This window comes from Azonexus caeni, assembly GCF_048146105.1.
In the GTDB taxonomy this organism is placed as follows: domain Bacteria; phylum Pseudomonadota; class Gammaproteobacteria; order Burkholderiales; family Rhodocyclaceae; genus Azonexus; species Azonexus aromaticus_B.
In genome coordinates, this window is sequence record NZ_JBKJAD010000006.1 from 118824 (window position 1) to 145551 (window position 26728).

General features: G+C 63.8%; 17 protein-coding genes and 1 pseudogene. 3 read left to right on the top strand and 15 right to left on the bottom strand.

Annotated elements, in window-relative coordinates:
- Positions 1-48: 48 nt before the first annotated feature.
- From ACLIIZ_RS08965 to ACLIIZ_RS08980, 4 genes are all read right to left on the bottom strand, one after another.
- On the bottom strand, positions 49-2289 hold the full coding sequence (locus ACLIIZ_RS08965; RefSeq protein WP_416691748.1) for a TonB-dependent siderophore receptor: 2241 nt from the start codon (positions 2287-2289) through the stop codon (positions 49-51).
- Between the two features lie 110 nt (positions 2290-2399).
- Positions 2400-3341, bottom strand: a complete 942-nt coding sequence (locus ACLIIZ_RS08970; protein WP_416691749.1) for a FecR domain-containing protein — start codon at positions 3339-3341, stop codon at positions 2400-2402.
- Position 3342: 1 nt separating this feature from the next.
- Positions 3343-3849 (bottom strand): sigma-70 family RNA polymerase sigma factor, encoded by a 507-nt coding sequence (locus tag ACLIIZ_RS08975; protein WP_416691750.1) that lies wholly within the window; start codon positions 3847-3849, stop codon positions 3343-3345.
- Between the two features lie 103 nt (positions 3850-3952).
- Entirely contained in the window at positions 3953-4750 is a 798-nt protein-coding gene (locus ACLIIZ_RS08980) for a hypothetical protein (protein ID WP_416691751.1), read from the bottom strand.
- A 180-nt stretch (positions 4751-4930) separates the two neighbouring features.
- Between ACLIIZ_RS08980 and tssA the strand changes: the two genes are divergently transcribed.
- Positions 4931-6082 carry a type VI secretion system protein TssA gene (gene tssA / locus ACLIIZ_RS08985; protein ID WP_416691752.1) on the top strand — a complete coding sequence of 384 codons (1152 nt, stop codon included), beginning with the start codon at positions 4931-4933 and terminating at the stop codon, positions 6080-6082.
- Positions 6083-6111: 29 nt separating this feature from the next.
- On the opposite strand, the gene ACLIIZ_RS08990 is transcribed toward tssA, so the two are convergent.
- Genes ACLIIZ_RS08990 through ACLIIZ_RS09015 form a run of 6 tightly spaced genes read right to left on the bottom strand, consistent with a single transcriptional unit; the run spans position 6112 to position 14333 of the window.
- The gene (locus tag ACLIIZ_RS08990) at positions 6112-6879 is read right to left on the bottom strand and encodes an OmpA family protein (RefSeq protein ID WP_416691753.1); all 768 of its coding nucleotides are present in this window, start codon (positions 6877-6879) and stop codon (positions 6112-6114) included.
- A gap of 2 nt (positions 6880-6881) precedes the next feature.
- Positions 6882-7862, bottom strand: coding sequence for a type VI secretion system-associated protein TagF (tagF, locus tag ACLIIZ_RS08995; protein WP_416691754.1), 981 nt, complete (start codon positions 7860-7862; stop codon positions 6882-6884).
- The gene (tssM, locus tag ACLIIZ_RS09000) at positions 7859-11668 is read right to left on the bottom strand and encodes a type VI secretion system membrane subunit TssM (protein ID WP_416691755.1); all 3810 of its coding nucleotides are present in this window, start codon (positions 11666-11668) and stop codon (positions 7859-7861) included. Before tssM ends, tagF begins: the two co-directional genes overlap by 4 nt.
- Positions 11669-11679: 11 nt before the next feature.
- Positions 11680-13098 (bottom strand): hypothetical protein, encoded by a 1419-nt coding sequence (locus tag ACLIIZ_RS09005; RefSeq protein WP_416691756.1) that lies wholly within the window; start codon positions 13096-13098, stop codon positions 11680-11682.
- Positions 13099-13114: 16 nt separating this feature from the next.
- Positions 13115-13381 carry a PAAR domain-containing protein gene (locus ACLIIZ_RS09010; RefSeq protein ID WP_416691757.1) on the bottom strand — a complete coding sequence of 89 codons (267 nt, stop codon included), beginning with the start codon at positions 13379-13381 and terminating at the stop codon, positions 13115-13117.
- Positions 13382-13415: 34 nt separating this feature from the next.
- Positions 13416-14333 carry a M15 family metallopeptidase gene (locus ACLIIZ_RS09015; RefSeq protein WP_416691758.1) on the bottom strand — a complete coding sequence of 306 codons (918 nt, stop codon included), beginning with the start codon at positions 14331-14333 and terminating at the stop codon, positions 13416-13418.
- A gap of 135 nt (positions 14334-14468) precedes the next feature.
- Between ACLIIZ_RS09015 and ACLIIZ_RS09020 the strand changes: the two genes are divergently transcribed.
- Together ACLIIZ_RS09020 and ACLIIZ_RS09025 are read left to right on the top strand one after the other, a co-directional pair.
- Entirely contained in the window at positions 14469-14999 is a 531-nt protein-coding gene (locus tag ACLIIZ_RS09020; RefSeq protein ID WP_416691759.1) for a hypothetical protein, read from the top strand.
- Positions 15000-15143: 144 nt separating this feature from the next.
- Positions 15144-16147: pseudogene (locus ACLIIZ_RS09025) on the top strand (IS3 family transposase); the annotation flags it as partial.
- Between the two features lie 36 nt (positions 16148-16183).
- Here ACLIIZ_RS09025 and ACLIIZ_RS09030 read toward each other — a convergent pair.
- From ACLIIZ_RS09030 to tssH, 5 genes are read right to left on the bottom strand one after another with little or no spacing between them, the layout of a single operon-like run.
- A complete protein-coding gene (locus tag ACLIIZ_RS09030) occupies positions 16184-17263 on the bottom strand; it encodes a DUF6708 domain-containing protein (RefSeq protein WP_416691760.1) in 1080 nt (359 codons plus the stop codon).
- A complete protein-coding gene (locus ACLIIZ_RS09035; RefSeq protein ID WP_416691761.1) occupies positions 17260-20238 on the bottom strand; it encodes a toxin VasX in 2979 nt (992 codons plus the stop codon). Before ACLIIZ_RS09035 ends, ACLIIZ_RS09030 begins: the two co-directional genes overlap by 4 nt.
- Positions 20239-20240: 2 nt before the next feature.
- Entirely contained in the window at positions 20241-21212 is a 972-nt protein-coding gene (locus ACLIIZ_RS09040; RefSeq protein ID WP_416691762.1) for a hypothetical protein, read from the bottom strand.
- Between the two features lie 3 nt (positions 21213-21215).
- Positions 21216-24005, bottom strand: a complete 2790-nt coding sequence (locus tag ACLIIZ_RS09045) for a type VI secretion system Vgr family protein (protein WP_416691763.1) — start codon at positions 24003-24005, stop codon at positions 21216-21218.
- On the bottom strand, positions 24002-26713 hold the full coding sequence (tssH, locus tag ACLIIZ_RS09050; RefSeq protein ID WP_416691764.1) for a type VI secretion system ATPase TssH: 2712 nt from the start codon (positions 26711-26713) through the stop codon (positions 24002-24004). The genes ACLIIZ_RS09045 and tssH overlap by 4 nt, the downstream gene beginning before the upstream one ends.
- Positions 26714-26728 lie beyond the last annotated feature (15 nt).

Genomic DNA, 26728 nt, shown 5'->3' on the forward strand with positions numbered 1-26728 from the left:
ACGGTTAGCAGAGTTTTTCGAGGATTTCACACGAATCCCGGCCGACCCTCAGTAGTCTTTGACGGTGTGCTTGACGGTGTTCGAGTTGTGATCGGAGACGTTACCCCAGGTCTTGTCCTGCCAGCGTGCTCCGCCACCGATGCTTAGGCCGGGAACGAACGCTGGCTTGTAAGTCGTGCTCAGCGTGACCTGGTTTTCAGGCGTCAGCGTGGCCACCTTGTTGCCCTGCTGGCGCGAGATCTTGTGGTTTAAGCCGGCGTGCACCTGCCATTGCGGCGTCAGCTGGCCGGAGATCTCGGCCTCGAAACCCTTGGTGCGGACGCCGCTGATCGCCCGGTAGGCGGTGCCGCCGCTCGGCGTCAGGCCGCCGGTGGCTTCGGCGTAGTTGTCCTGCTCGAGGATGAAGTAGGCGAGGCTGGCGTTGAGGCGACCGTTGAAGAAGCTGCCCTTGATCCCGGCCTCGTAGTTGAGGCCTTCGAGCGGGTCGAGCGTCTTGCCCTGGGCGTCCTGCGCGCTCTGCGGCTGGTAGATGCTGGTATAGCTGGCGTAGACCGAATAGCGGTCGTTGAGGTCGTAGACGGCGCCGAGATAGGGAACGATGACGCCGGATTTCTTCATCGTCTCGTTTTCGTAATTGAGCACGCGGCTGCCGGCGATCAGCTTGAGGTCGTCGCGCAGGTTGAGGCGGGCGGCGGCGTAGGCGCCGCTCTCGCGGATGGTTTCGCGGTCCCTGCCTTGCCAGCCGGCGTTGGCCCAGTCCGGCTCCGGCAGCTTGCCGTTCCAGTGGTAGTAATCGGCGATGTTGTTGCTGCCGGCCCAGTAGCTGCGGTTGGTCCACACCCGTTTGGCCTCGCTGGCGCCAAGCACCAGTTCGTGCTTGCGCCCGAGCAGTTCGAACGGCCCGCTGGCGTAGAGGTCGACGGCGTCGGCGACGGTCTTGCCGACGTACTTGCCTTCCCAGGTGGTGATGCCGCCGCCGGTCGCCGGGTCGGGGTTGCCCGAGCCGGCCGAGCCGAGCGTCGCGTCGTAGCCGTTGATCTGGTGGTTGAACTGGGCCTTGACCAGCCAGTCGTTGGCGAAGGTGTGTTCGAGCGTGGCGAAGGCGGTGCGCGTGTATTGCTGCCAGCTGCTCCAGTCGGCGCCGTTGTTGAACGAGCGCGGCATCTTGTTGAAGTTGCCGTTGGCGTCGTAGATCGGGATGCCGCCCCAGGTCGAGCGCGTCGGGTCGTTGTCCTGGGCGTCGGCGCCAACGGTGAGCAGCGTCGTCGGGCCGAGATCGGCTTCGAGGATGCCGTAGAAGGTCGCCGTCTGGCGTTCGTAGCCGTCGAGGTGCGAGTTTTTGTCCTCGTAGGCGGCGACGGCGCGGCCGCGCAGGCTGCCGGCCGGGTTGAGGTCGCCGCTGAAGTCGAGCTGGCCGCGGTAGGTGTCGTTGGTGCCGGCGCCGAGGCTGATTTCGCCGTGGAAATCCTTGGTCGGCTTCTTGCGGATCAGGTTGATCGTCGCGCCCGGGTCGCCGCTGCCGGTGAGCAGGCCGGTGGCACCCTTGAGCACCTCGACGCGGTCGTAGATGGCCATGTCGCTGAGCGTGTTGCCGGCCGAGTAGGAGGCGTTCCGGGTCATCGGAATGCCGTCGTACTGGAAGTTGTTGATCGGGAAACCGCGCGCGTAGTAGGCGGTCCGTTCGCTGTCCATGGTGACGATGCTGATGCCCGGCGTATGCGCCATCACCGCGTCGATCGAGGTCAGGTTGAAGTCGTCCATCTCCTGGCGGGTGACGACGCTGATGGTCTGCGGTGTCTCGCGCGGCGTCAGCACTAGCCGGGTGGCGGTGGCGATCGTCCCCGGCGTGTAGCTGCCGCTGCCTTCGGTGATCTCGCCGAGCTGGTTGGCCGAGACGGTCATCGCCTTGAGCGTCGTTTCGCCGGCCGGCGGCGCGCCGGCCGGGCGCAGCACGTAGTTGCCCTGGCCGCGGTGCACGGCCTCCAGGCCGCTGCCTTCGAGCAGCCGGGCGAGGCCGCCGGCGGTGGTGTAGGCGCCGTTGAGGCCGGCGCTGCGCAGGCCGCGCGTCTGGGCGGCGTCGAACGAGAGGGTGATGTCGGCGGCGGCAGCGAAGGCGGTGAGCGTCGCGTCGAGCCGGCCGGCGGCGATCTGGTAGCTGCGCGCGGCGCTCTGCGCCTGTGCCGGCGCGATCGTCGCCAGCGTCAGCGGGGCGGCCAGGGCCAGGCCGAGCAGGGCGGCGCGCAGGGCGCCGGCGATGGGTCGCGGGCGCGACGGGAAGGGTGGCGTCATGGTGAAAATTCCTCTTTTTTCCGGGTTGACCGTGGACGGGCGCGGGCGCGCCTCTCTACTGGTTGGCCGGATGGCGGAAAAAAAGAGCAACCCCGGGATGCAAATAATTCTCAAGCGGCGTCGACGCGAACCCAGTAACGGGTCAGGAAATGCAGCCGGATCGGCAGCGATGCCGCCAGGTTGTCGAGCACGGCATCGCTGTCGGCCAGGCGGAAGACGCCGGACAGGCGCAGTCCGGCGACCGCGGGCGACCAGGCGAGATGGCCGCGGCGGTGGCGGGCGAGTTCGCCGAGGAAATCGTCGAGGCGGCGGTCGATGGCGATCAGGCGGCCGTCGCGCCAGGCGCCGCTGCCGGCCGTCAGGGGCTGGCTCGGGCTGACGCCGGCGGCGTCGAAATCGACCTCTTCGCCCGCCGCCAGCCGGCGCGGCGGGCCGGCGAGCGGGCGGATCTCGACCGCGTGCTGGTGCACCGCCACCCGCGTCGTCGCGCCGTCGAGGCGGACGCCGAAACGGGTGCCGAGGGCGCGGATTGCGCCGTGCCCGGTGTGCACTTCGAAGGGGCGCGGATCGGCGGCGGTGCTGACGAAAATTTCCCCGGCGAGCAGGCGCAGCCGGCGCAAATTGGCACCGTAATCGACGTCGACCGCGGAAGCGCTGTTGAGGTCGAGGCTGCCGCCGTCGGCGAGGACGACGCGGCGCCGCTCGCCGGTGGCGGTACGCAGGTCGGCGGCGGCGACCTGCCAGCCGGCCTCGAGTTCGGGCAGCAGGGCGAGCGTGCCGCCGCCCGAGAGCAGCAGCGTGAGCAATTTGAGCGTGCGCCGGCGGCGCTCGCGGGCGCCGCTCAGCGTCGGCCCGGCAAGCTCGCCGGGCACCGCGTGCAGCCGCTGGCTGAGCGCCTGCATCCGCGCCCAGGCCTGGCGGTGGCTGGCGTCGGCGGCGAGCCAGCGTTCCCAGGCGGCGCGCTCGGCGGCCGCGGTCGTCGCGTCGTTCAACTGCACGTACCAGTGCGCTGCGGCCTCCAGGGTTGCCCGCGGCAGTTCGCGACCGGCCATCTCAGCAGCCCTCGGCAAGGATCAGGCAGTGCGCCAGCGCCCGCGCCAGGTGCTTCTTGACGGTCGTCACCGAAACGCCGAGGCGTTCGCCGATGGCGGCGTAGGTGAGACCCTCGAACTGGGCAAGGAGGAAGATCTCGCGGGCGCGCGGGCCGAGTTCGTCGAGCATGCGATCGATGGCGAGCAGGGTTTCCAGGATCAGGGCCCGCGTCTCCGGCGAAACAGCCAGCGGCTCCGGCCGCGCCGCCAGCGTTTCCAGCCAGGCGGTCTCGATGCTCTGGCGGCGGAAGCGGTCGACCACCAGGCCCTTGGCGATCGTCGCCAGGTATTTGCGTGGCTCCTCGATCGCCGCCGCGTTGCGCGCCGCGAGGATGCGCAGGAAGGTGTCGTGGGCGAGATCGGCGGCGTCGTGGCCGTTGCCGAGCTTGCGTCGCAGCCAGCCGGCCAGCCAGCCGTGGTGGTCGCGGTAGAGCGTCGACAGGGAATCGGACGGGGCAGCGCAGGCCAAGGGAAGCTCCGGAAAGGAATGCTGGCTGGCCCGATGGGCGTGGCTTGCGTCAGTTTTTAAGAATAGTTCTCATTGTCTGACATTGCCGCGGCAGCGTCAATGCTCAGCAGCGGCTGCCCTGCATCCGCGAGAAGCCGAAATCGCCGTCACCGCTGCCCGGCCGGATGCAGATGGTGATCCCGAGCGAGCGCGCGGCGCGGTCGATGTCCGGCGGAAAGGGTGAAAACGGCAGCGAGCGCTCGATGATCGCCTTGATGAAGGCGATTTCCGCGCCCTGGTCGCCGGCCTTGAGCACGACGAAGCTCTTCAGCGTGCCGTCCGGGTTGAGGCGGAACTGGATCGCCGCCGTCTGCACGCCGAGCGCGCGCTTGTCGTTGCTGACGTAGCGGGCGCTGCGGTTGAGCCGGCGGATCATGCCGTCGAGATAGCTTTCGAGGCTGAACGGATGGATCGGCGGCGCGTTCGGGCGCAATTCGAGCAGCGCTTCCTCGGCCTCGTCCTGCGCCGCCAGCCGCCGGCCTTCCTCGCGCGCCATCGCCCGCGAGCGCTGGGCCAGCGTCGGCCGCGGGGCGCGCGCCAGTTCGTCGAGGAAATCGTTCATCTCGGCCTTTTCGGCGGCGCTCCAGGTCGGCGCGCTGGTCGCGCCGGGCCGCTTGCTGCTCAGGACCGGGCGGCGCGCTGCCGGCCTGGCGGCGGCGGGCGGCGGTGGAGCAGCGATGCTGGCCGGGGCCTCGGGCACGCTCGCCGGACGCGGCTGCAGCCTGGCCTCGAGCCGCGACGGCAGGCGCTGCCCGGCCGCTGGCTCATGGCGCGGCACGAACAGGACCATCAGGTGCAGGGCGATGGAGAGCAGGCAGGCCAGGTAAAAGGCACGTTGCGGCGGAGGGGGAGCGGCGAACATCGCGATCATTGTAGTCGGAGGTTTGACATCAGGCATGAGGTTGGCGCGCTGAGCAGATCCCTTTTGCACACATTATTTAACATAATACAAATTATGCGCGTTTTATAACCGGATTCGCGATGCGCTTCTGACAACCGAGTCCCAATTTATTAGAATGGCATCTTTGTATGAATTAGCCATATGCAGCCATCTCCTTGGGATCGCCTGCATGTTAAAACCTCAGGAGTTAGAAACTTGTTGCGTCCCCTGGTAGGTAGCGCCGGTCCTTGCGGCGAAGACATGATCTTTTCTTCCGAGTTCGACGAGATTCAGGAAGCCCGGCGCTTTGACGATCCGTCGATTTCCCAAGGCGAATGGGTAACAACGATCAAGGAGGCGGATTGGCCGGCAGTGATTCGTCTCGGCGAACGCCTGCTCACTACGAAAACCAAGGACTTGCGGCTGGCGGCATGGATGATTGAGGCGCGTGCCAAGACCGCCGGTCTCGACGGTCTGGCCGAAGGCTATTGGCTACTGGCGGGGTTGGCGGAAAATTTCTGGGCGGCGATACATCCGCTGCCGGAAGACGCCGACGACGATGTCCGGGTCGGCGTGCTCGACTGGCTGGTCAACCAATCCGCCCGCTTGATCCGCGAAATTCCGCTGACCAAGTCGAAGAAGGGGCAATATTCCAGCATTGACCGGGAAGCCGCCCGCAACGTGGCGAAGAATGTCGAACTCAACTCGTCCTATGCCGAGGAAGCGGCGCGCAACGGCATGCTGACGATGGAAGTATTCGAGGCTGCGCTCAAGGATACGCCGCGCGCCTACTTCCTCACCCAACTGCAGTCTGCCGAACGCCTGCAGGGCGCGATCAAGCGCTTGCAGGAAGTCGTCGATCCTCTGCTGGGCGAGCAATCGCCTGCTTTCGGAGCGAGCCTCGAAGCATTGCAGGAAATCATGCATTTCTTCCGGCGCCAGGCGGGTGGCGATCTTCCCGTTAACCAGCCGGAAGCCGGAATCGTTTCCGAGACGGAGGACAAGGAAGCCATGTTTTCAATGCCAGGCAGGATGGAGCCAAGAATCGGCGAGCTTGCCGGTGAAAAACAGGCCGGGCCGATTCGCTCCCGCGAGCACGCGATCTATCTGCTGCAGGAAATCGCCGGCTATTTCCGCCGCACCGAACCGCACAGCCCGGTTGCCTATCTGGCGCAGAAGGCCGCCAAATGGGGAACGATGCCGCTACACCAGTGGCTGCGCAGCGTCGTCAAGGACGACGCCTCGCTGTCTCACGTCGAGGAATTGCTCGGCGTCAACGCCATGTTACCGGACGACACCGACAGCGCTTCCTGAATACCCGGCGCTCTTCGAGCGAGCGCCGCCTAGCCAGTTTGCCGGAACTCGATGCGGCGGTTGCGTGCCCTGCCCTCCGCCGTCGCGTTGCTGGTGACCGGATGATCCGGCCCGGAACCCATCGCAGTCAGCGATTCGGCCGGAATCCCCTTGCTGACCAGATAGTCGCGCACGCTGTTGGCACGGGCCAGGCTGAGGCTGACATTGGCCTGGCGGTTACCGGAGCTGTCGGTGTGGCCGATGATCTGCACCTTGGGCATGCCGATCTGTTTCATCGCTGCCACCATCTCATCAAGGATGACGATTCCTTTGGCAGTGAGCGTCGCCGACCCGCTTTCAAACTCGACGATGCGGTTCGACAGCGTCCGGTCGAGCACTTCCTGGGCGGCCGGACCGGCAACCACCAGGGCGTTGTCGACGGTATAGGTCGGATTCAGCGCGAGGGCGATCTTGCTCACCACCTGCTGCCGCAACGCCTCGTTGGCAACCGTGCCTTTCAGCGCGACGCGGGTGCCGGTGACCTGCATCTGCCCCTTGTGCACTTCCTTGAGGTTTTCGGTCAGCAGCTTGCCCATGTAATCCGCCCAGTTGGGCGGCGGCACGACGCCGCCGACTTCCAGCCGGTCGACGATGTTGGCGGCACCGAAAACCTCGCGTAGCCGGCTCAGAATCGCCGCCCGCGCGGCTTCGTCGGGGACCACGCCGCTGGCGATGACGGCTCCAGGAGGATTGGCCTGGGCCGAAGGCAGCAGGCAGGCAAGCAGAGCCAGGCTTGCCGCGATGGTTCGGAATTTCATGCTCATTCTCCCAGGTAGACTTCGCGGAACGTCTGAATCGCCAGTTCCAGCGTGATGGCGGGCTGTTCGAGATAGGCGGAAAGCTTGGCAACGCCGTACTCCCGATTGGCGGCAAGCTGCTGATCGACCCATTCCGGATCGACCAGGGAAATCACCCGCTCGCTGCCCGACTCCGGCGCTATCGCAGCAGCCAGGGCCGCGGCCGAGCTGCCGTTGAAACCGATGACCAGCCGCGGGGCCTGTGGCGCCCGCTGAATGAGGAACTGCGCTTCGACACCGGATTTGCGCAGGAAAGCGGTCACCAGGTAGATCCACAAGCCGGCGACCAGATTGCGGTTGCGCTCGTCCCTGGGCAAGGCGAAGACCAGTTCCTTGTCGACCACGGCATTGCCCTGCCCCAGCAAGGGACGCATCAGCAGGCCGATGGCAAGGATGGTCCGGCGTACTGCCGAGCAGTCCGGAGAACCAAGCATCGCCGCCAGGATTTCAAGGGTCGTGCGGCGCACGAAGTTCCCCAGGGGGTCGTTTTGCAATGATCGGGCGAACTCGCCGGCCGCATCGATACCTTCCAGCGTTGCCAGCAGGCTGGCAACTTCGGCGCCTTGCAGGCCGGCTTCGCAGACGCCGGCCAGTTCGCCGAAAATCTGCACCAGCGCCACCGGCGCGCAACGGAAGACCAGCGCATCGTCGCGCTCGATGGTGCCGGCTGTGATGAAGGGAAAACGCCGGCCCGAGGCATCGCCGCTCGGCCGGATGTGACCGACCACGGAAATCCGGCTGCGCGCTCCGGCAAAGACGAAATCGATGCCGACCGCATTGTCGTAGGCGGTTTTCCAGCGCGGGTCCTCGGACAACTGCTCCATCGCCTGGGTGACCCATTTGTCGAGCACCTGGATCAACTGGTGCTGGCCACCGCCCTTGATGAAATCGCCGCGTGACGGAATCTTGCCGAAGCAGACCGCGCCCTTGCCACCAGTATTCATTGCGCACCTCCTGCCGTGGCAGGCGCTGGTGAGGTGGGAGGCGGCGCCGCCGGCGAAGTCGCAGCCGGCTCGCTTGCCACGGGCGCAGCAGCCGGCTCGACCTGGGCGATCGCCAGCGGCAGGCTCATGCCGTTCCAGCTGCGCTCCCCTCCTCCATCGTTCGAGCGCCCCGACTGCGCCTGCGGGCTGCTCAGCAGGCGCAGATCAATGCTTACCTCAACCCCGCGGTTCGCCCACTTCAGGCGGAAGGAACCATCGGGCTGGCGGGTCCGCGCAGCCGAGTTGATCATCTTCTCCAGGCCGAAACGCCCCGGAAAATTGATGATGTCGATCGTCTCGCCGTCGAAGGTGGTGGCCATGATGCGCGCGCCGGGCGTTTCCGCCGGATTGGGCCAGATGAAGTTGGCCCACTGCGACGCGCCGTTGCGATAGTTGAGTTTCTGCCCGTCGACTTCGACGACATACGCAATCGTCCCCGCCGCCGGCTGCGGGCGCAGCATGAAGACGGTCTGCGCCTGGCTGGCGCCCTGGTTGTCGGCGGCGACGCCACCTTCCAGCGGTGCCACCCAGCGCGAGAAGCCGTTCATGAAATCCGCCTGCAGCGCCAGACCGAGGTCGCCCCAGGTGCGCGGCGTGATCGTGTTGCCCCGGCGCTCGACCAGACCGCCGAGCGCGCTTTCGGCGAACTTCGCGACCGCCCCTTCCGGCCCGAAAATCTGGGCGATTTCCGCCGGACCAGCCTCGATCCCCGCTTGCGGCGAGAACGGATACTTGATCGCCAGCTTGCGGCTGAACGGTTCCTGGACCTGGGCGACCCAGGTCTTGTTCAGTTCTTCCGACGCCGGCCGGATGATTGCCGCGTAGGTCTGCAGCAGGGGCCGCAGCAGCAAGGGACGCAGCACGTTGCGCTGATTGTCCGGGATGCCGGTGAGCATCTGCTCGTCGACGTAACGCAGGGTTTCCGCCAGTTCCGAATTGCTGCCGCTGAGCGTGTCGCGCATCAGGCGCAGCGCCCCGGCACCAGGATCGCCCTGGTTCTTCAACTGGTTCAGACGCGTCCGCAGCTTCGACAACTGGCTGAGATAGGTATCGATCAGCGGATCGCCGCCATCGCGCGGCACGACCAGGCGTGCCACCCCGGCAAATTCCTGGCCGACCGGCCCCATCGGGATGCCCTTGGCTGCCGCGACATTGACGTCCACCTGGACCCGGCTCGGCGACATGCGCAGGATCGAACGCTTGAACCATTCGATGAAGCCCTTCTGGGCGCGTTCCAGCCCCAGGTTGGCGACTGACGGATTGTCCCAGGCGGTCTGGTCGAAAATCACCTTCACCAGAGTGCCGATCGGCGAATTCTGCGGGTCGCCGATCCGCCCCATTGCCGCCACCGCTTCCGGGAAGGAGGCAAACGAGGCGACGCTGACGCCCTGGACGAAACGTTTCCACTCCTCGACGTAATCCTGCTTGTACATCGCGACCAGCGTTTTCTGGATCTGTTCCGGGCTTCCCTCGAGCGTCAGGTCGTCGCTGGTCGAGGTCATCAGCACCCAGTCGGCGTTCTTCTGGGCGTTGGTCGCCGCTTCCTTGATCGCGCCCTGCACGTAATCACGCCAGGCCTCGGCGGTGAAGGCGCCGGAGACCACGCTGCTGCCGGTGACCAGAGTGGCATTGTCGGGGCCGACGATGTTGGCGACGGTCACCGGGGCAAAGCGCGTGGACGCCCGCGCCTTGATCTCGGCATAGACCCGCTCCGCCGCCGGCATGCCGCGGACGACGCGGCGCAGCTTGTCGCGGACTTCGTCGACCAGCGCCAGGTTGGTCGTGATCAACGGCCATTGCGGGTCGCTCGCGTGTTCGAGATGGAAGGACAGGATGCTGCCCGCCGAACGGATCATCTGTTCGCGGCTCATCGTTCCCCGGTTGGCCTCCAGCCAGCCGCGCCAGAAACGGGTGATCTGGTCGGAAAGATGGCCGGCATCCACATGCTCGCGGCTGGACAGCATCAGGTAAGTCTTCAATGCGTTGTAGCCGTCCTCGACGTCCGACGGGATGGCATCGCGATAGGGGCCGCTGGCGGCGGTACGCTGGATCGCCTCGGCATTGCCCGCTTCCTTGCGCTTGAGCTGATTGCCCGGCAGGTTGACCTCGATGAGGAAGGCTTCGAGGTTTTCCTTCACCGGCGTCAGCATGATGCTGTTGATGCCGTGGAAATACTCAATCCGCAGCTTGTCGGCCATTTCCCTGCCCTGGTAGAGGCCGAGGCCGATCGACAACGGGTGTTCCTCGTTGAAGCGTTCGAGTTGGACCAGTCGGTCCTGCAGGATCGCCATTGCTTCGAGGCGGGATTGCAGGTCGATCCGGCCTTCCTGCAGGCGGATTGCCTGGGTGATGTCCTGCTGGACATTCTCCAGCAGACTGCGGTTGTTGAGGTAGGACCAGCTCCAGCCGCCTAGCGTCAGACCGAGCACCCCCAGCGCCCCAAGCACGGCAACCTGACGCAAACGCATCTTGAAGCGGGTGGTGTGGCGCCGGACCAGGTTGCGGTCCGGGAAAATGACCTTGGAAAACAGTTCCTTGAGGAAGTAGCCATGGGTCATCGCGGTGCGCACCCCGCTACTGCCACCGCCCTGGAGGGCGAATTTCTTCTGCACGCGCTCGCTGGAAATCGGCGTGATGTCGTTGCTCTGCGTCGCCGAGGTGATGTAGAAACCGCGGAAGACCGGCTTGAACTGGAAGGGATTGTCCTCGAACAGGGTGGCCACGAAAGCGCGCAGGGCGTTCTTGATCGCCGCGAATTCGGAGGGGAAGATGAGCAAGCCCGGCATCGTGTTCTCGCCCTGGACCCGCGACAGCTGCGCCACGCTCATCGCGCGCAGGCCTTCGTAAAGCTCGTCGAAATGGCGGTCGAAGAGCGCGATCAGCTCGTTGCCGGTCGATTGCTCGTAGGGAATCGTCGCGCCCCAGACGCGGTCGCGCTCGGTCCATTCCAGGTCGAGGAAGAAATCGTGGAAGCCGGGAATCAGGTCGGCCTTGGTGAACAGCACGTAGACCGGCGCGAAGACTTCCAGCTTTTCGGTCAGCTCCTGCACGCGCTGGCGCAGGTTCTTGGCCAGGCTGATGGCGAAGGCAGGCGAATTGCCGATCAGTTCGCCGATGCTGACGGTGACGATGATGCCGTTGATCGGCGCATGCGGCCGGTTCTTCTTGAGCAGTTGCAGGAAACCCAGCCATTCCTCGCGGTCTTCCTCATGCACCGAATAGCGGCCGGCGGTGTCGAGCAGGATGCCTTCGGTGGTGAAGAACCAGTCGCAGTTGCGGGTGCCGCCGATGCCCTTGATGATCGCGTTGCCGCCGTCGTCGAAGGGAAATTTCAGCCCGGAGTTGACGATCGCCGTACTCTTGCCGGCGGCCGGGTTGCCGATCGTGATGTACCACGGCAGTTCGTACAGAGCCTCAGCCCCCGAGACCTGCCCGAGCTTGGACGTGCGGATCGTCCGGATGGCTTCGTGCATGCGTTTCTTGAGCGCCTCGATCTCGACGGCGGAAGCCGAGGCGCCTTTCTTCTGCAGCTTCTCGTCCGGCGTCTCGAGCATGGTGCCGATCGCCTCTCCGGCTTGCCGGGCGCGGCGCCGCCGAATCCACCAGACGACACCCCAGATCGCCAGGAGCACGCCGCTGGCGATTGCCGCCCAGATCAGGGCCACCTTCAGCGTACTGGCGCCGAGAAAGAAAAACGCCGTCAGGGCGGCGATGCCGACGATCGAAAGAAAGCGGGAATCGGTCAGGAGGGATCGGAGTCGATACATCGTTCAGGCATTCAGGAGGCGGAGGTTTCGGTGTCGCTGGCGGGGGCCGGGCGAACGAGCAGCATGGCTCTTTCGAGCGGGTGGTGGTTACTCAGACAGAGCACGGGGGCATTTTCGGCAAGACTTCTGGCACTGGCGGCGGCAAGCGCCAGCAAACCACCGACCGGGGACAGGCTGCCGGCAACCAGACCGATCGCCAGAACATCCTTGAGCGGATCAAGATGAGCGATGCCTTCGCCCAGTCCTTCCAGAGCTTCGGTCATGTACGCCGCCCGGTGATCGGTATCGAGCAGGACGGCATTGAGGTTCGCCGGATCGGTCGCCGTCGTTTCGAGCAGGCTGCCGAACAGCCCGGCGATCAGTTTGCCGCCGATCCGCCCACCGGCATCAAGGCGCTTGTCCCGGCTGCCATGGACGAGGCGGCTGACGGTCAGCACATTGTCGCGCTGCAGCCGGTCGACCGTCGCCTGCCGGGTCAGCAGCAGCGCAACGGCGCCTTCGCCGGGAATCGAGCCGTCCTGGCACGCGGCGGTGAATAACCTGCCCTGCCCCGCCCACTGCGCGATGCAGTCCTCGTCGACCGCCGACACCGTGCCCAGCACGAGCAGGAACTCGTCATCGAGCGGGTCGCGGTTGCAACGGACGATGGCCGCATCGAGCTGGCGCAACGCGTCCACCTCGTTCTTCGCCTGCAAGACCATGATTTCTGCGGCAACGCCCGGCACATCGTTGGCCAGACGATCGCCGAGGTACTGGCGCAGCATCGGCATCAGCGCCGGCTCCCAGGTTTCCGGCAACAGGCAGAGCACGCTCAGATGAAAACTCTCCGGGTTCGCCTCACGCAGCGGATCGATATCGTTGCGGACGGCATCGATGACGCTGTCGAGCAAGCCCAGCGCGCGCACGAAAGCGGGGGATTCGTCCACCTGCACGAGCGCCGGCTGCGTTGCCTGCAGTTGCTCCGTCAGCTCGTCGACATCGAGATCTGCCACTTCGGCGACGAAGGCCGGGAAGCCCTCGTCGTCCTGCAGCCGCGAACTCGGCGCCGGCCGGCGGCCTTCGGCGACTGCAGCCAGCGCCTCTGCCGCCGATTTGCCGCTCGCCAGCGAAACATGGCTCGCCAGCAAGGACAGCGACCAGTTCCGCTCCGCCGCATCGCTCGCCGCGCCCGCTCTGGCCAGCGGATCGTCGTCACGCGCGGCAGGCGCGCCTGGCGCCGCCACCTCCAGCGGTTTTTTCAGATGCTCGATGAAACCCTGCAGCAGGAGATAGCCGACGATCAACGCCAGCGGAACCCCCAGCAGATAAAGCAGCATCTCCCCCGGCGACGGGGAAAAATCGTTCGACTGCCACCAGCCCAGGATCAGCGCCCAGATGATCGCCAGAACCAGAAAGCTGCCCAACAGCGTTTTGACTACAACGGAGCGCATGCCAGCCAGTCTTGTCTCAATCCGTCGTCTGCCACTGGCTGGCCAGCAAGGTCGCGCCGCAGGCGGTCTTGTCGCCATGCCGGGCGGCCGGTTGGCCGTCGATGATCGCCGTCGGATCGCCGGTGACGATGGTCGTCACGCTGCCATGCCCCTTTTTCGGACAGGTCACCTTGTCGCCGATGCGGGCGATCCCGCGCCCGTTCCAGTCGCTCGTCCCCGACGCCGAAATGACGACGCCACCATGGTCCGTCTTGTCACCCAGCAAGATGAATGGTCGGCTCATCAGCCCCTCCTTCCGTGATTTTTCCGAACTGACATCATTCAGTCGTCCGCCCGAGCACACCGGCCCGGCGCAACTCGACATGTCCGTAATCCAGCAGTTTCCAGCGTCCGCCCCAGGTCAGCCCAAGTTGTTCGGCGACTTCCCCGTACAGCGCATAGCCGCGCATCGCCCAGGGATCGCGTTCCGAAATGACGATCCGTCCGTCCTTCAGAAAAGCCGAATCGGCGGCCAGACCGTACTGGTGATAACTCCTGTAGGCGCCAGCATGCGTCACGTGACTCCCTTGCGCCGCCAACTGGGCCTGCCGCTCCGGCGAGCGATAGCCCTCGATCAGCACCATTTCGTAACCGTGGCGCTCCTTCATCAGCTTGAACGCCACCAGCAAGCGCTGCCGGAATTCCTCGTCAAGACGCAGCCAGTCCCGGCTCGCGTGCGCCGCATCGGGACGGACCATCTCCACTTCCCGGGTCGTGAAAGCTTCCGGCGGCAATGGCGCCGGCGGCACCAGTTGCTCCCCCTCAAGCAGCAGGGCGATCTGCCGGCCTACCGAAAATTGCTGATCCGCGTCGCTGAACGAAAACAGGCTCAAGCCGCCAAACCACCAGGCAATCAGCGTCGGCAACACGAAGGCCACGCCGGTCAAGGACACCAGCAAGCGATTGCCGGCAACAAAGGCCACCACGCGCCGACGCGCCAGGCTCAATGCCCGGCCCGAAGCAAGGAGCGCATCCCAGGCGCCACGGGCGAAACGCTGCGTCGGCACGGCCCCGGCGTCGAGCACTCCCCAGAAAAGCGCCGTCACGCGGCTACGGTAGGCGGGAAATGCGACAAGTACGGCGGCAAACGCAACCAGAAAGAAATATGCAGCGATCGTTGCAACAACCAAGCCCGACTCCGCCCGTTGGTCTATGTATAGATGGAATTTTCCGCCAGGCTGCCAGCGACATGCCATTGGGGAGTCGGGATTTTAGTACAAACGAATGCAGCCGTGAACTTGCGTTTTTCATATAATGGCTGCATCTTGCAACTTTGAAACAGGATTTTTTCAAAGTCCGCATCCAATTCATTAAATGATGAATCGATTTTCATGAGCATCCTGAAAGATCTCGATCCCGAATACGCCCGCCTGGTCAGCAATCCAGCCGGGAAAAAGCGCGAAGGCATGGACCTTGCCATAGCGACCGCGCTGCTCAGCCTGAGCACCCTGCTCCTCCTGCTCGCCCTTTTCTACGGCCCGCAACTCCTGCCGAAGTCCGAAGCACCGCCCCCCCTTGCTGCCGCCAGTACTCCTGCGCCAATCACCGTCAGCAAAACCGAAGTGCTGCCCACGGCAAGCGCAACAAAGGCAGCGCCTCCCGAAATCTCGCCGAATATTTCCGCCGAAGATCTCACCAAGGCACAGAGCAATCCCCTGCTCGTCCTGGAAGAACCCCCATCGGCTGGGCCGGTAAAGGCGAAAACCGCAAAACGCCCGGTCAAACCCCAAAAAAACAAAATGGCGCGCAAGGCGTCGCCAAAAAAACTCGCCATGAATAAATCGGCGAAGCGTCAGCAGAAGTCACCGGAAGACCCGCCCCTGCGCAGGGACGTCGATATCATCACGGCGATCATGCGCTAATCGCGCCATTCCCTTGCGGACGGCATTGCGGGGGAAGCTCAGACGAGTGCAGCCTTCTTCTTGAAGTACTTCCTGGTGGTTGTCACCGAAAAGCCCCCCAATTTGGTTCGCCCTTGGGAAACGCCATCTCGGGGGAAGCTTGAGGTGGTGACACCGGAAGAAATGGAGTTGTCGCGGCTACGAGCCGAGAATCTCCGGCTCAAGCGGGAGCTTGAAATCATAAAAAAAGCGGCGGCGTACTTCGCAAAGGATGTTCTGTGAAGTACGCCTGGATTGCCGAGCAGGGAAATGCGTTTGCGCTCGCCGAAATGTGCGAGGTGCTCGAGGTCAGTATCAGTGGTTATCGGGCCTGGAAGCGAGGCGGCAAGCCGGACCGAAAGCGCCTGTCGGAGAGCCAGATGCTGGCGCTTATCCGTACCATTCATGCCGAACTCAAAGGCGCCTACGGCAGCCCGCGAATGGTCCGCGAGTTGCGTACCAGAGGCTTCTCGGCCAGCAAGGAACGGGTGGAACGACTGATGCGTGAGAACGAGATCTACGCCCGTCACAAGCGGCGCTACAAAGTGACGACGGACTCGAAACACGGACTGCCCGTAGGGGAAAACCTGCTCGCCAGAAACTTTACCCCGGTGGCGCCGAATCAAGTATGGACGTCAGACATCACCTATCTGTGGACCGATGAAGGCTGGCTCTACCTGGCCATCGTGCTCGACCTGTTCAATCGCGAAGTTGTCGGCTGGTCGCTCAAGCCGCGCATGACGGCGGACATCGTGACGGATGCGCTGACCATGGCCTGGTTCCGCAAGAAACCAGCGCCGGGCTTGTTGCACCACTCCGACCGGGGCAGCCAGTACGCCAGCCATGCGTTTCAGGACAAGCTCAGGGAATACGGCATGACCTGCTCGATGAGTCGAAAGGGGAATTGTTGGGATAATGCGCCGACGGAGAGCTGGTTCAACAGCTTCAAGAACGAGCGGGTGCATGGGATTCGTTATGCCACTCATACCGACATGAAGGCCGCCAGCTTCGAATACATTGAGGTCTTCTACAACCGGAAGCGGCAGCATTCAACCCTCGGCTACAAGTCGCCTATGCAGTTCCTGGCAGATTGGCTCTCCAGGCAACATCAGGAAAAACTGGTAGCATGAAATCCACCCTTTGGCAGACGAAAAACCGAGGGAACCTCATGCACTGACCAAAGCCGAAATGACCCACCACCAGCTAGCGCAGCCGCTGACCATAAGCGCTACGGTCCAGAGTATGACGAGCCGAGCGCCCTTTTCCCGCAAGGGGCGGTCGCTGTCGTCCGCTAGGGTGATGGCGTAGGGATTGCTGTCTGTGGGCAGCGCTGGAATCCATTCTGGCTTGAGGCGGATTTGCGGTCGCAGCCAGGTGTCGTAGAGCGAGAAGAACATGCCGGGGGCCATGAACCAGACGGCGACGGAAATCCAGAAATCAAAGCGTGGCACGCCATTGTTCTCACGCAATAGCGTGATGATCGGCTGCCCGAGGTAAATGCTGCCATAGGGGCCACGCTCCAGCCATTTTTGCGTCCAGTCGCTGGTCTCGGGCGACACTTCGGTGGCAGGCAACTTCTCCGGCGCTTCATCCATGTAGATGCGGATGAACTCCCACAAGGCCACACAGGGTTCCATACCGATATTGGCCGAACTCAACAGAATGCCGCATTCGACCGTCTTGTTGCTCGGCTCCTGCCCTGCGGCGAACTGGGCAAGACTGAAGTTGTAGAGCGTCATCACCCCACCCCGATTCGCCATGGCGCCACGCGTAATCGCCGGCTTGACCCGGTTCCAGTCCATTTCGACCAGTTTCCCCCGGTAGGAACCGTAAACCTTGCGTGCCTTGCGGTCGAGGAGGAGTGGGGAGGGTGAGGGTTGGATGATGAGCATGTGGACCAGCCAGCAGGCGGTTGCAAGGACGTAAAAGAACATTGCGAGCATCACCCAATCTACTATATGAGATACCAAACTAGCTGGGGGTTCGTTAGTGGGGCGAGGGAACAAAAGATCATTTATCCCCGTGACCAAGAAGTAACACATGAAAAAAATACCCGCGATAATCCATGGCGCCATACCCGCCACCATCGGATGCGCCTGTTGCCGGGTATCGATCAGCGCTGCATTCTCATCCAGCCGCAATACCTGCGTTCCCCGGCTACTCGGTTCTGCCTTGACACTCCCATCAATCCTGAAATAGTTCGCAGGCAGCTTGAACGTGTACAAGAGCTTGAGCCACTTGATCATGTCTGGGCCTCCACGACGAGTTCCGGCCAGGTTTTGGTGTCGGGTTTGTAGCGAACCTTGACGACGATCTCGGTGAAATATGGAACCGTACTGACATCCCGCAAAACGCTACCCACTTGTATTACCCAACCCGTGCCTTGTGGATTGCGTTGCAGATTCAACGGTGGCCGGCGAACGAGGAGTTCGCCTTCTACCGCCAATGCTTTGCCTTTCTGCGTTGGGGTCAGTTCACCGCCGACCACGGCCTGCGGTTGCCTGACCGAAGCCGCTTTGAGCGCCCCCTTGGAGAATATCGCCTGCTCGATCTGTCTGGGCTGACCGTCGGGACTTGTTCCCCACCACTGGATTTCCAGTTCGCTATCGGTAGCATAGAACGGTACCCCCAGGGTCAGGTAGTTGCGAAGCGTCGCGGATTCGGCCCAGGTACGCGTTACGATTTGGACGGCATAGATGGCCTGGCGCAGGACCGTCATTTCTTCCTCGAGATTGGAGAACGGGGCTTTGCAGTCGGGACGCGAATGCGTGCCGAAACGGCAGCGGTTGAGCCATTTTTCGAGTTCGGTGTCGGTTTTATCGTCGGCCTGTATGCCAAAAATCACACTGGCACCAACAGTGATGACCGTAGCACCAATCGCGATGGCTAGGGCAATACCGCCTGTGCCGACAAAAATCATCCACGCGACAACTGCGCCGGAAATTGCCCCTGCGGTTCCTGCCTTCGCTCCCTTAAATGCACTCATCGCCGCATCATCATCCCCTTCTGAAGACAATTTGCTCGCATTTCTCCAAGCAAAATAAGCATCAGTCGCTGTTACCGCTGCTCCCAACCCAGCCGCCACACCACCCAGCACCCGCACCCCAAATGTCGTTGCCCCCTTTTGCGCAATCATCAAATTGGCTGCCTTGAATTCGAGCGTTGCCGCAATTGCCGACGTGACGGCGGTTGCCATTCCCGCCATCGCTGCGAGTTGCTTTTCCTCATCCGCGCTCTTCCCTTTCTTCAACTCGTCGGTCAAGGCATTGCTGGCGGATATGAACGAAGTCATGGCGAAGATGCCACTGATGGCTGACAGCGGCTTGTCGACGAAGCGGGCTGTTTTCAAGCCGCGAGCATGTTCGGACAGCGGGTTGAACTTGAACTTCTCGGGCAGCACGAATTGCTGCCGATCAAGCTTCAGGCGCTTGAACAAGTCATCGAGGGTGTCCGGCATGGGTTTGCCGGGCTCAAGCTTGCTAGCCACCCAGGTGGTGAAGCCGAGCATGCCATTGTTGCCCGAGAGATCAACGACCAGAACATCATCGAGCGCTTTGGCGGCGCGCCGGACTTCTTCATCGGGAATCTCGCCAGGTTTGATGATGCGTGGCCGGCCATGACTGCTGTTGGCTCCGCCGACCGCGGCCATGGGCACGTCGACATTCGGTTTGCCGAGAAAGGCTTCTTGCGCCCAACGCACGAAGTTTCGCGCGCTGCTGGTGACGTTCTGCGGTACGACCAGAAGGTCGTCACGGGTTACCAGAACGGTGGCAAAACGGGCCATCGTCTGCAGGTAGAGCTTGTTGTTCTTTTTCTGCAGCCAGCTGAGTTGACCGCCCAGCGTCAGCGCCAGGGTATGCGTTGCCTGCCGGTATTCAACAAGTTGTGCACGCTGTTGCTTAATTTTTCCCCAGACCTGGTGCAGATGGGCGAACCATTCGGTTTCCTTGAAAGCGCCGATGGCGCCTTTGCCGGCATCGTAGGTCTTGTCGATCTTCCCAGCGCTCAACTCGTCAAGGATGTTCTTGTCGTTGGCGGTTGCAGCTTTCCAGAGCAGGCTCTGTTCATCGCTGAACCAGGGTTCCCAAATCTTTTCCCGTTCGATTTTGGTTACACCGGAGCCCTGAACGCATACCGTAAAGCCGTCTTCAAGCGCTCTGCGGCAAGCCAGATCCTTGTTTTCAAAATCGCTGGCAAAAACCAGTTGCGTTGCTTTGCCATTCATCCATTTTTCGTAATCGGCAGACATCGCTTCGACGCGCTGGGCTTCACTCAGGTGCGCTTCCAGCTTCTTTTTCGCCGCATCGTATTTGGCGCTGTCCAGATGCTTTTCGTGGCGCGGCCAGTCCCCCTCGTTCTTGGTGAGATTGTCGCGTAGGTTTTCAATGACGGTGACGACAGTGAAATCTTCCTGGTCCCGTTCTGTGGTGTTCTTGTCCTGCGCCAGTACCTTTTCGACTTGTTGATTACGATAGTCGTTGAGCGAAGCAGCGATCCCGATCGGGTCGTGCAGCGCCATGATCAAGCCCGGCTTGCCGAGTGCCCCGCTCATGCCGAGCATGGCTTTGGCAAGGGATTCCGCGCGTACCGAGATGTCCTGAATTGGTGTCGCGCTGCTGCGAATCTCGTTAAACGCCTTGACTGCTTGTGGGTTGAAATCCACCGCCCATTTTTTGAAGGCCTCCGCACTGGCCTCTTCGGCATGACTAAACGTGCCGCCATCGACGAGCATGATGGCTTGCATCCGGTTCTGTGGCGCTTTGGCGTGCGCATCGCGTACAGATTTCGTCCATTTGTGCCGACTGTAGGCGATCCATACAGGCACTTTCACCGTCCCCGAAGGCTCTATGCAGATCGCTTCGATCCCGGTATGTGTTTTTCCCAGTCGCTCACAGGCAGGTACCTCTGATTCGAGCGGTATCGCTGACGGCATGTCTTCCGTGAGGAGATCAGGGTAATAACGCGGATAGCCAGCGCTATCAATGTGGTAGCCTCGCCAGTGCTTGTTGGGGTAGAGCAGGTAGATATAGCCGGGGTCCGGGCGACGCAAGGTGTATTTACTTTCGGTCAGCGTTGCTGAAATCACGTTCCCACCAAAATTTCCACCTACGACGGGGACGTCTTTTTCTTTCGGGGCGACCGAGTAAATCAAAGGCAGAATCGCCAGGCCAGAGCGTTTGCAACGGTTGCAGTCCGCATTCTTTTTCGGGGGTGTCGTCATGGTCAACTCGTGTGTATTTCAGCGGTCGTATGATCAAGCCAGCGACCTGATGCAAGTTCAGCAATAAAGTCTTCCGGCCAATCGCTCACCATTTCTGCGAACCCCGTTTTCCCTACTGAGGAGATAGCCTCCGCAACCTCCGGGTGGCTATCGAACTCGGGATGGATGTTCAACGCGCAGTAGGCAAATCGCAATATGTCGTACTCTTCGGATAAGCCATGCTCAAACGCACGGCGGGCAACGGCTTCGAGGTCATCGGAACCGTGTTGTGTTTTCAAGTCCCAGGCAGCGGAACATTGAATCAATCGATTGCGCATACTCAGGATTTCCAGGTCGCGCCATTGCTTTACATCGAGGCGCCAGGCCAACGTTTCTGCGGCACCCGTCGTTTCGCTGCGAGTTTCAGGCAAATTAGCTATTGCAACATCGTTGTTTCGCGGTAGCAAACTGATCCAGCGCCGCAATCCAAGCAAGCCGAGGTGGGCCTGCCATGTTTCCTGACCCAGCACTCTTGGAATATCTGCGCTCAAACGCGGGTCCCAATAGCGAAAAACAACGCTAGTCGAATGGTTCGGCGGGAATGCGACGGCGCGTTGAGCCAGACGATTTCCCAAACGCTTGATATTCAAGTCGTAGGGGAACAACCATGCACAAAATGATCTTCGTTGTCCTCTCTCATCATCGTATGTGCCGAGCGTTTCCTCATAAGCAAATCGCAGTGCAACAGCTTGGTCTTGCGGAGAACACCCGGCCAGCGGCAAGAGATAGGGGCGTTTCTCGTCAGGCCAGCCCTGAACCTGAACTAGCTGCCTGGGGACATCATTCCAGCACGAGGCAAAGTCAGAGTTTTCTCCGAGAGGATCTCTCAAGGAAGGATCAATCAAGAGGAACGCAGGCCAGTTCTCCTCCGAGGCACCGAAGATTTCGCAATGCAAGGCGTTGAGAATCCGCTCATCAGGCTGCCGGTTGATCATGAATCAAGCTTTCACGAAGGCGCTACCCGAACCTGCCGCATTGACTAGCTTTTGCGCGCATCCCTTCACCTCCCCCGCCTTCGGCAAACTCAAACTACTCGAATCGCTCTTCGGCCCTGTCCAGTTCTTGCTGCTGGCCTTGAATTCCACCTTGCCCGGGGCGTGGAGCTGGATGTTGCTGCCTTCGAGCTTGAGGTAGGCGCCCTGGGCGGTGGCGAGGACGTGTTTGGGGGCGCCGACCATGAGGCTGGCGTGGGTGCTGGCGAAGGTGACTTTCTTGTCGGCGGCGGCCATCGTCTTCCCGCTCTGGCTTTGCAGGCTGACCTTGCCGCTGGCGGCGTGCAGATGGGTGCCGGTTTCCTGGTTGGGCTTCTTGGGGTTGCCGGCCTTGCCGACGGTGAAGAGGGCGATGCCGTCCTTGACGGCGATGCTCTGGTTGCCCTGGGCGATCAGGTTGCTGTCCTGGCCGCTGGCGATCGACAGGTTCTTGCCAGCGAACAGGAAGTGGTTGTTCGGCGTCAGCTGGGCGATGCCGGCCGGGGCGGCGTAGTGCAGTCGCGGTTCGCTCCAGGCCGGGACGGTGCCGTCGCCGCCGCGCGTGGTCTTGATCGGGCCGTCGGCGGCTTGGGCGGGGCCGCGGGTGTCGGTGGTTTCGAGGACTTCGATGCTGTGCTTGAGGGCGTCGAGGGCCGGGAGTTGCTCGGCGGCGGGGTCGCCTTTGAGGGCGGCGTTCTGTTTGGCGGCGACCTCGGCCAGGCTGCGCGAGAGGCTCAGCGCGTTTTCCGTCTGGGCGATCGGTTCGCGGCTGTCGAGGTGGCTGCTGCTGGCGTTGTTCCGGGCGTCGGCGCTGATCAGCAGGCCGCTGCCGGCGCGCAGCGCGGCGCTCGCCTGGGTGGCGAGGTCGGCGCCGTGGCCGCGGTGGTTGAGGCGGGCGTTGTCGTCCTGTTCGCGCAGGTGACCGAGTTGCAGGAGGCTCTGGTATTCGGTGGTGGATAGTTCGATGCGCGCCTGGCCCGGGGTGTCGTCGAAGACGAGCTGGTTGTAGCCGCCCTGCCCGTCGCGCGTGTTGGCCAGTTGCTGGGTCTTGAGCCCGGACAGGCTGGCGCCGTGGCTGTGCGGTTCGGCTTGTTCGCCGGCGAAGAAGGTCGGCGCGTTGGCGCTGGCGTTGAGCGTGCTGCCGGCGATCCGGTTGCCCTGGGCGTCGCCCTGTCCCTGGCCGTTGTAGACGGTGCCGACGATGACCGGGCGGTCGATGTTGCCGTTCTGGAAGGCGACGACGACTTCCTGGCCGGGACGCGGCGTCAGGTGGCCGCCCCAGTTGGCGCCGGCGACCGGGGTGGCGACGCGCAGCCAGACGCCGAGCGCGTCGCTGGCCGGGGCGTTGTCGGCGCCGGTCGGGTGGCTGTGCCGGCCGCCGGCCTGGCTGCCGCGCTGCCAGGGAAACTGGACGCGCACGCGCAGGTCGCGGTCGGTGTGCGTGGGGTCGCCGGGGCCGACGACGACGCCGGTCAGCATGCCGCGCCCGGTCGGCCGCGGGGCGATGTGGCGGCCGTGGGCGTCGGCGATCAGCGCCCGCCAGGGCTGGTCGGCGGCGACGGTTTCGAGGCGGTTGCGGTAGAGGTCGGCCGGCTTGGCGAAGTAGTCCGGGGTGTCGTCCGGGGTGTCGTCCGGCGCCGGGCCGAGCAGTTCGCTGAGTTGCGGCACCCGCTCGTTGAGGTTGTTGCGGGCGCGGTGGCTGACGGCGGTGATCAGGTAGCGGCCGTCGCCGGCCGGATGATCGGCGAGGGTGAAGAAGCTGCCGGGCATGGCCGTGCGCACGCTGCCTTCGGCGCTCTGCCGGGCGAGCCGGGCGTCGAGCGCCTGGCGCAGATTGCCGAGCATGCGCTCGCCGTCGGCCTGGCTTTGCCAGGCGTACTGGCCGGGGTCGTGCCAGGCGGCGGCGGCTGGCAGCGCGCCGGCGGCGCGCTCGCTCAAGGCGCTTTGCGGACGGCCGGCGAGGCTGCGGTAGTCCCAGCTCTGGCTCAGGCTTTCCGCGGTGTCGATGCGCTCGCGCGCCAGCCAACGGTCCACGCTGTCTTCCGGCAAGGTGGCGCCGGGCTGGGTGTAGCGGATGCGCGGCTGGGCGTTGTCGGTGAAGGCGCCGTTGTGGTCGGCGATGACCAGCGTGTGCTTGCCGAGCGTCTCGCCCTCTTCCTGGGCGTGCTCGAACCAGCAGAACAGACCTTCTTCGATCAGCAGGCGTTTGAGGAAAGCGAGATCGCTTTCCTGGTACTGCACGGTCATCCCGCGCTTCGGGTAGACGGCCGCGTCGGCCAGGTCCCAGCGCCAGGCCGGCACCAGCTTGCCGCGGCCGTGCCAGTCGCCGAGGAGTTCATCGACGATCTCGATGACGCTTTTGTCCTGGAACAGGTAGTTGTCGGTGTTGTGGTCGAGGAAGGCGAGCCAGGGTTCGATGCGCAGCCGGTAGCGGGCAAAACCGCCGTTGGCGCCGAGCCGTTCGACGCCGCTGATGTGGCCGTGGAAAGGCCGGTGTTCGGTACGCGACAGCGCGGTCTGCAGTTCCAGGCGCGCCGGCTGCCCCTGCAGCGCGGTCAGCGACTGGTGGGCGTCGGCGGTGAGCACGGTGAGGTCGATGCGAAAGCCGGCATGGCCGGCGACCGGGCCGAGCGCTTCGTCGATGTGCGCTATCTCGGCCAGCAGCGCGTCGGGGCCGGCCGGGGTGGTCAGCGTCAGCAGGCGGTCGGTTTGCCGCCAACCCGCCGCGCCGCCGATCAGGTCGAGGAGCCGGTTCATGACGCCAGGCTGTACTTGAAGTTGCCGTTCTTCGCCGCGCTGACACGGATACGGCCGATCGCCGTGCCTTCCGCCATGCGCGTCAGCACCGCTTCGGCAATCTCCGGCAGCAGCGTGCCGTTGAGGATGTGATCGACGTTGCGGGCGCCGGAATCGACTTCCGTGCAGCGCGCCAGCACTGCTTCGACCAGCTTGTCGTCCCAGCTGAACTCGGCCTTGTGGTTGGCGGCGATGCGTGCCTGGATGCGGCGCAGCTTGAGTTCGATGATCTGCAGCAGCACCTCGTCGGAAATCGGGTAGTACGGCACCACCTTCAGGCGGCCGAGGAAGGCCGGCTTGAACGACTTGAAGAGGATCGGGCGCAGCGCATCGGCCAGCGCGTCGGCAGCCGGCAGTTCTTCCGCCGGCTTGTTCAGGCAGGCCTGCATGATCTGGCTGGAGCCGACGTTGCTGGTCAGGATGATCAGCGTGTTGCGGAAATCGATCTCGCGCCCTTCGGCGTCGTCGAGCACGCCCTTGTCGAAGACCTGGAAGAAGAGTTCGAGCACGTCCGGGTGCGCCTTCTCGACTTCGTCGAGCAGCACGACGCTGTACGGGTTGCGGCGCACCGCCTCGGTCAGCACCCCGCCCTCGCCGTAGCCGACGTAGCCCGGCGGCGAGCCCTTGAGGCCGGAGACGCTGTGCGCTTCCTGGTACTCGCTCATGTTGATGGTGACCAGCTTCCGTTCGCCGCCGTAGAGGATGTCGGCCAGCGCCAGCGCGGTTTCGGTCTTGCCGACACCGGACGGCCCGACGAACAGGAAGACGCCCTTGGGCTTGTTCGGATCCTCCAGGTTCGCCCGCGCCGTGCGCACCCGCTGCACAATCGCCGCCAGCGCATGGTCCTGGCCGATCACCCGTTCCTGCAGCAGCGGCTGCAGGTTGAGCACGGTCTTGATCTCGTCCTTGACCATCTTGCCGAGCGGAATCCCCGTCCACGCGGCGACGATTTCGGCCACGACATGGCCGTCGACCTGCAGCGGCACCATCGGCGTCTCGCCCTGCACTTCGCGCAGGCGGGCCATCGCCTGGTCGAGTTCGGCATTGCCGGAGGTCGGCGAACCGGCCTTCTTGCTGCGGCGCGCGGGTTTCCTGGCCTTTTCCGCGTCGGCCGCGGGCGACGGCTCGCCGGCTTCGAGCGCGGCGCGCAGTTCGAGAATGCGGGCGACAAGCGCCTTTTCCTCGTCGAAGCGGGCGCGGTGGATGGCCAGATCGCTTTCCAGCGCGGCAATCTGCGCCTTCAGTTCGCCAATCCGCGTGTCGTGCCAGGCGCCGCTGGCGGCTTCGCGTTCGAGCGCGGCGAGTTCGGCGCGCTCGCGCAGCAGGCGCTTCTCGGTTTCGTCGATCAGCGCCGGGTTGGCGCTCTGACCGAGGGCAACCTTGGCGCAGGCGGTATCGAGGACGCCGATCGCCTTGTCCGGCAGTTGCCGGCCGCTGATGTAGCGGTGCGAGAGGCGGACGGCTTCGGTGACGGCTTCGTCCATGACGCGGATGCCGAAGTGCTTTTCCATCAACGGCACCATGCCGCGCAGCATGGCGGCGGCGAGCGGTTCGGACGGCTCTTCGACCTTGACCACCTGGAAGCGGCGGGCGAGCGCCGCGTCCTTCTCGAAGTACTTCTTGTATTCGGCCCAGGTGGTGGCCGCCACCGTGCGCAGTTCGCCGCGCGCCAGCGCCGGCTTGAGCAGGTTGGCGGCGTCGTTCTGGCCGGACTGGCCGCCGGCGCCGATCATGGTGTGGGCTTCGTCGATGAACAGGATGATCGGCTTCGGGCTTTTCTTGACCTCGTCGATGACGTTCTTCAGGCGGTTCTCGAACTCGCCCTTGACGCTGGCGCCGGCCTGCAGCAGGCCCATGTCGAGGCTGTGCAGTTCGACCTCGGCAAGCGGCGGCGGCACGTCGCCGGCGGCGATGCGCAGGGCCAGGCCTTCGACCACGGCGGTCTTGCCGACGCCGGCTTCACCGGTGAGGATCGGGTTGTTCTGGCGGCGGCGCATCAGGATGTCGATGGCCTGGCGGATTTCGGCGTCGCGGCCGATCACCGGGTCGACCTTGCCGTCGCGCGCGCGCTGCGTCAGGTTGGTGGTGAACTGGTCAAGCGCCGGCGTCTTGCCGGCCTGCGGCGCGCTGCCCTGCAACGGGTCGCCGCCCTCCTCCTCGGCCGGCTTGCCGGACAGGCCGGTCACTTCGGCGGCTTCGGCGGAACCTTCGGTGAATTCGTCGAACTTGTGCTTGAGTTCGTCGAGCCGGACCTTGGCCAGCAGATGCGCGCCGCGGGTCGCCAGTTGGGCGAGTTCAGGTTCGGTGAGCAAGGCCAGCAACAGGTGCCCGGAGCGGATGCGCGGCAGGCGGGTGTCGAGCGAGGCGATCAGCCAGGCTTGCTCGAACAGCTTGATGATGTGCGTGGAAAACACCGGCGTGCGCGTGTTGCCGTTGCGGAAGCGGCCGACCTCGTCGTGCAGTTCGCGCTCCAGGCCGCTCGGGCTGATCTTGCAGCGGCGCAGGATCGCCGTCAGGTCGCTGTCCTGCTGTTCGAGCAGGGCCAGCAACAGGTGCTCGAAATCGACTTCGTAGTTGCCGCGCGCCATGCACAGGCCGGCAGCGCGTTCGGTGGCTTGGCGGCAGGTGGTGTTGAGTTTGCTGATCAGGGTTTTCAGGGAGGTGCTCATCGGTGCTTCTTTCGC